Source organism: Micromonospora arida (assembly GCF_003857035.1).
GTDB classification, from domain to species: Bacteria; Actinomycetota; Actinomycetes; order Mycobacteriales; family Micromonosporaceae; genus Micromonospora; species Micromonospora arida.
In genome coordinates this window covers 1-5134 of record NZ_QGSY01000042.1, presented here as the reverse complement: position 1 = coordinate 5134, position 5134 = coordinate 1, and the positions used below count along the sequence as shown (strand labels likewise).

At 73.4% G+C, this 5134-nt stretch carries 5 protein-coding genes; 1 reads left to right on the top strand and 4 read right to left on the bottom strand.

Annotation, left to right across the window (positions count from 1 at the left end; translation table 11 throughout):
• Positions 1 to 66 precede the first annotated feature (66 nt).
• Both gndA and DLJ58_RS00565 read right to left on the bottom strand, forming a co-directional pair.
• The gene (gndA, locus tag DLJ58_RS00570) at positions 67 to 1509 is read right to left on the bottom strand and encodes an NADP-dependent phosphogluconate dehydrogenase (protein ID WP_124853363.1); all 1443 of its coding nucleotides are present in this window, start codon (positions 1507 to 1509) and stop codon (positions 67 to 69) included.
• Positions 1510 to 1698: 189 nt separating this feature from the next.
• Positions 1699 to 1995 (bottom strand): thiamine-binding protein, encoded by a 297-nt coding sequence (locus DLJ58_RS00565; RefSeq protein WP_124853362.1) that lies wholly within the window; start codon positions 1993 to 1995, stop codon positions 1699 to 1701.
• 290 nt (positions 1996 to 2285) lie between these two features.
• Between DLJ58_RS00565 and DLJ58_RS34365 the strand changes: the two genes are divergently transcribed.
• Positions 2286 to 2738 carry a hypothetical protein gene (locus DLJ58_RS34365; RefSeq protein WP_124853361.1) on the top strand — a complete coding sequence of 151 codons (453 nt, stop codon included), beginning with the start codon at positions 2286 to 2288 and terminating at the stop codon, positions 2736 to 2738.
• Positions 2739 to 2944: 206 nt separating this feature from the next.
• Here the strand turns inward: DLJ58_RS34365 and DLJ58_RS00555 are convergent, their stop codons facing one another.
• Both DLJ58_RS00555 and DLJ58_RS00550 read right to left on the bottom strand, forming a co-directional pair.
• Positions 2945 to 3745, bottom strand: a complete 801-nt coding sequence (locus DLJ58_RS00555) for an energy-coupling factor transporter transmembrane component T family protein (RefSeq protein ID WP_124853360.1) — start codon at positions 3743 to 3745, stop codon at positions 2945 to 2947.
• Positions 3742 to 5134: ABC transporter ATP-binding protein (locus DLJ58_RS00550; protein ID WP_148097955.1), on the bottom strand; the 1393-nt coding region annotated here is incomplete at its 5' end. The genes DLJ58_RS00555 and DLJ58_RS00550, both read right to left, overlap by 4 nt.

Below are 5134 nucleotides of genomic sequence, written 5' to 3'. Positions count from 1 at the left end.
CCCGCGCGCGGGGCGTCGCGCGCGGGGCGCCGCGCGCAGGGCGCCGCGCGCAGGGCGCCACCCCGGCTACGCCGGCGACTCGGTGCGGTCGGCGGCCCAGGTTGTGTGGAACGAGCCGTCGCGGTCCACCCGCTGGTAGGTGTGCGCGCCGAAGTTGTCCCGCAGACCCTGGATCAGCGCGGCGGGCAGCCGCTCCGCGCGCAACGCGTCGAAGTACGCCAGCGACGACGAGAACGCCGGCGTCGGCACACCCGCCCGGGTCGCGTCGGCCACCACCCGCCGCCAGCTCGGCACGCCAGCGCTGACCGCCTCGGCGAAGTACGGCGCCACCAGCAGCGTCGGCAGGTCGGGCTGCTCGTCGTACGCCTCACGGATCCGGTTGAGGAAGCGGGCCCGGATGATGCAGCCGCCTCGCCAGATCGTCGCGGTGCCGCCGAGGTCGATGTCCCAGTTGTATTCCTGGCTGCCCGCGCGGATGTGGTCGAAGCCCTGCGCGTACGCGACGATCTTGGAAGCGAGCAGCGCCCGGCGGACGTCCTCGACGAAGGTGTCCCGGTCGGTCACCTGCCACTTCTCACCCGCGTCGGGGAACGCCCGGCGGGCCGCCTCGCGCTGGTCGACGTGCCCGGAGAGCGAGCGGGCGAAGGTCGCCTCGGCGATCCCGGTGATCGGGATGCCCAGGTCCAGGGCGCTCTGCACGGTCCACCGACCGGTGCCCTTCTGCTCGGCCCGGTCCTGCACGATGTCCACGAACGCCCGGCCGGTCGCCGCGTCGGTGTGCGCGAGCACGTCGGCAGTGATCTCGATGAGGAACGACTCCAGCTCGCCGTTGTTCCACTCCCGGAAGATCTCCGCGATCTCGGCCGGCGTCGCGTCCAGGCCGGCCCGGAGCAGGTCGTACGCCTCGGCGATGAGCTGCATGTCGGCGTACTCGATGCCGTTGTGCACCATCTTGACGAAGTGCCCGGCGCCGTCCGGCCCGACGTGCGTGCAGCACGGCACGCCGTCCACCTGGGCGGCGATCTTCTCGAACATCGGCCCGAGCTTCGCGTACGACTCGGCGGAGCCGCCCGGCATGATGCTCGGCCCGCGCAGCGCGCCCTCCTCGCCGCCGGAGACGCCGGTGCCGCTGAAGTGCAGCCCCTGCGCCCGCAGCGCCTCCTCGCGGCGGCGGGTGTCGGCGAAGTGGGCGTTGCCGCAGTCGACGATGATGTCGCCCTCGTCGAGAAGAGGCACCAACTCGTCGATCACCGCGTCGGTGGGCGCGCCGGCCTTCACCATGACGATGACCGCGCGGGGTCGTTCCAGTGACGCCACGAAATCGGCCATCGTCTCGCCCGGCAGGAACGTGCCCTCGTCGCCGTGCTCGGCGACCAGGCTGCGGGTGCGCTCCGGTGAGCGGTTGTGCACTGCCACCGTGAAGCCGTTGCGGGCCAGGTTGCGGGCCACGTTGCGACCCATCACCGCCAGCCCGGTCACACCGATTTGTGCCCTCGCCTGATCAGCCATTCGTGCCGCCACCTCTCGTCACACCACTATCAGCGTTTGGAAACTTACCGTGATGTGAGCCGATACGGACCAGTGACGGACGTCCCGTTACTGGACGTGATGTGGACGTTGCCGGTGGCGGCTCGGGCCCTCGGCGGTGGTCGGTATGCCCCGCGCAGTGAAAGTTGTCGTCATCCCGCGCCGCGCGTGTCAGCCTTCGACGAGACGGGCTTCGATTCGGGCGATCTTCCCGGTCAGCGCGTCGGTGACCCCGGGCCGGACGTCGGCCTTGAGCACCACACTCACCCGGGGCGCCTGCGCGGCGACCACGTCGACCGCCCGCTTCACCACCGCCATCACCTCGTCCCACTCGCCCTCGATGGTGGTGAACATGGCATCGGTCCGGTTGGGCAGGCCGGACGCACGGACCACCCGCACCGCCTCGGCGACCAGGTCACCGACGGAGTCGTCACCGCCGAGCGGGGTGATCGAGAACGCGATCAGCATCTGCCGATCGTGCCAGTAAAAACGGATGCGCGTCGGTCCGGCGGTGGCTACGGTACGAACATGCGTAACTGACGCCCCACTTCCGAGCCGGCCCGCCGTCCCGCGTCGCGGTCCGTGCGCTCCCGGGCGTCCCGCATTCCCTCCCCGCCGTTCGGCGGCGATGGCCCTGCCTGGCCCCGGTGAGCAGTCCCTTCCCCATTCGACCGTCGCGCAACGGCGGTCACCAGCCGATCCGACCGACCGCCGCAGCGCGGGACCGGCCGTGCCGGTCGGCATTGAAGGAGGCCCGGATGCCTGCCAGGCGTAACCCGAAGAAGACCCGTACCCCGAGAGCGACGCCGCTCGGCGTCGACCCGGCGGCCGGCCACGGCCCGCTCCCAACCACCCTCCCCGCCCTCGACCTCGCGGTCGAACCGGCCCTGCCGGCGGTGCTGGTGGAACCGGCGGCACTGGCCGAGCCGGCGCTGCCGGCGGCCGTCCTGGACGAGGTGGCGCTGCCGGTCGACGTGCCGACAGTGGTCGATGTGCCGGCGGTCGTCGAGGTGCCGGCGGTCGTCGATGTGACGACAGCCGTCGAGGTGCCGGCGGTCGTCGATGCGCCGACGATGCGAGATCTGCCGAAGCCGACCGGGCGACCGAAGGCACCGACGGCCGGCCCGCCGCAGGGTGGCGGCAACCGCTCCGGCGGCGGCCGCAGCCAGCAGGCCGGCCAGGCCCGCCGCTACGCCTTCCGCCGCAGCTGACCGAGCCACCTCCCGGCCCGCTGTGCGTGGCGGGCGCTGGGTGGTGACGGCAACATCATTGATGTAGTGGCCTCCGCCGCCAACGAGGCCACTACATCAATGATGTTGTGCGGATCTTGCCGGCAAGCAGCGCGCAGCAGCGGGCGGCAGCGGGCGGCGGGCTGCAGCGGGCGGCGGGCGGCAGGCAGGTAGCCGGCGGGGCGGACTCAGCTGATCAGAGGGCGGAAGGTGCCCAGGAGGACGCTCGTGGTCAGGGCGGCCGCGGCGAGGACGACCGCGCCGGCGATGAGGAGGACATCGGCCCGGGTGAAGTGCTGCTGGCGGGCGACGGTACGGGGTGTGCCGGCGTCGAAGCCGCGCGCGTCCATCGCCACCGCCAGCCGGGTGCCTCGGCGGATCGCCCCCACCAGCAGCGCGAACGCCGTGGAGGCGAAGAGCCGCAGCTTCGCCACCGGGTTGCGTCCCGCGTCGACGCCCCGCGCGCGTCGAGCCATGCTGATCATCTGCCACTCCTGACCGAGCAGCGGCACCAGCCGGAACGCGGCCAGCGCCCCGATGGCGAACCGGGCCGGCGCCTTCGCGTTCTGGATCAATGCGTCGGCCAGGTCGGTGGGGTCGGTGGTCGCGAAGACGATCACACCGGGCAGGGCCACCGCGAACACCCGCAGCACCAGGCCGAGCGCGGTGAGCAGGACGCCGGTGCTCACCAGCACCGGTCCAGCGTCCAGCAGGACCCGGCCGGACCGGTCGGCCGCGAACAGCACCAGGGTGACCAGGATGCCGGCGGCACTGAGCAGCAGCGGCAAGGCCCGCCGGGCCAGCACCCGGTAGCGGATGCCGAACAGCGGCAGGACGGCCAGTTCGAGGGCGATGGCGATCGCCGGGGCCACGGGGTCCAGGGTCGCCAGCAGGGTGAACGAGAAGACGAGTGCGGCGGCGACCTTCGCCACCGGGTTGCGGCGGGCCAACGGCGCGTCCGGCGCGGCGACCGGCTCGATGCTGATCATTGGTGGTCGTCCGGGGCGCGGTGCAGGGTGACGGTGCGGTCGGCGAGCGCGGCGACGAAGTCCGCGTCGTGGGTGACGGTGACCACGCCGTGCCCGGCGTCGCGCAGGTCGGCGAAGAGGTCGACCAGCTCCCGCCAGGTCCGCCGGTCCTGACCGAAGGTGGGTTCGTCGCAGATCAGCAGGCGTGGCGCGGTGGCCAGGGCTGTCGCCACGCTCAGCCGCCGCGCCTCGCCACCCGAGAGGGTGTACGGGTTGGCGGCGGCGAGCCGGGCCAGCCGCAACCGGTCCAGCAGCCCGGCCACGGTCTCCTTGACGGTCGCCTCGGGTTGACCGGTGCGGCGCGGGCCCAGCGCCAGCTCGTCGAAGACCGTGCTGGTGACGAACTGGTGCTCCGGATCCTGGAAGACCGACCCGATCCGTCGGGCCAACGCGGGCGCACGCCACCGGTGCGGGGGAGTGCGGTGGTCCGCGCCGGCCAACTCGGCGGACGCGGTGACCCGCCCGTTGCCCGGCCGGAGCAGACCGCCGAGCAGCAACGCCAGGGTGGACTTGCCGGCGCCGTTCGGTCCGCGTACGGCGAGTGCTTCACCGGCGCGTACCGCCAGGTCGGTGGAGCCCAGCCGCGGCGGCAGGCCGAGCCGGTCGGCGGTGAGCAACACCTCCCCGGGGCCGGCGGTGGCCGGCCGGGGCGCGACGGGGTGACCGGGCACCCAGACCCCCTCGGCGGCCAGGGCGGCGCCGTGGGCGGCAAAGACCGCCTCGGGTGTGCCGTCCGCGCGGACGCCGCCGCCCGGTTCCAGGACGACCACCCGGTCGACCAGCGGCAGCGCCTCGGCGACCCGGTGCTCGACCAGGATCAGCGTGGTGTCGGCGTCCAGCGCGCCGGCCACCGCGCGCCGGACCAGCTCGGCCCCGGCCGGGTCGAGGTTGGCGGTCGGCTCGTCGAGCAGCAGCAGGGCGGGGCGCAGGGCCAGCGCGCCGGCCAGGGCGAGGCGTTGCTGCTCGCCGCCGGAGAGCGCCGCGGTGTGGCGGTCCCGGGAGTACGGGAAGCCGACCCGGTGCAGCGCCTCGTCCACCCGGGGCCAGATCTCGTCGGCCGGCACGCCCCGGTTCTCCAGCCCGAACGCGACGTCGTCGCCGCAGCGCGCCATCACCAGTTGGGTCTCCGGGTCCTGGAAGACGATGCCGACCCGTTCCCGCCCTTTGCGCGGGTCGAGCCCGTCGATTTCGACGGTGCCCTCCTGCTCGCCGGAGTCCTCAGGAAGCAGCCCGGCCAGGGCGCTGAGCAGGGTGCTCTTGCCGGCCCCGGAGGGCCCAAGAAGCAAAACCCGCTCCCCAGCCTCAACCCGCAGATCAACCCCCCGAACGGCCCAGGCGCGCCGCCCAGCG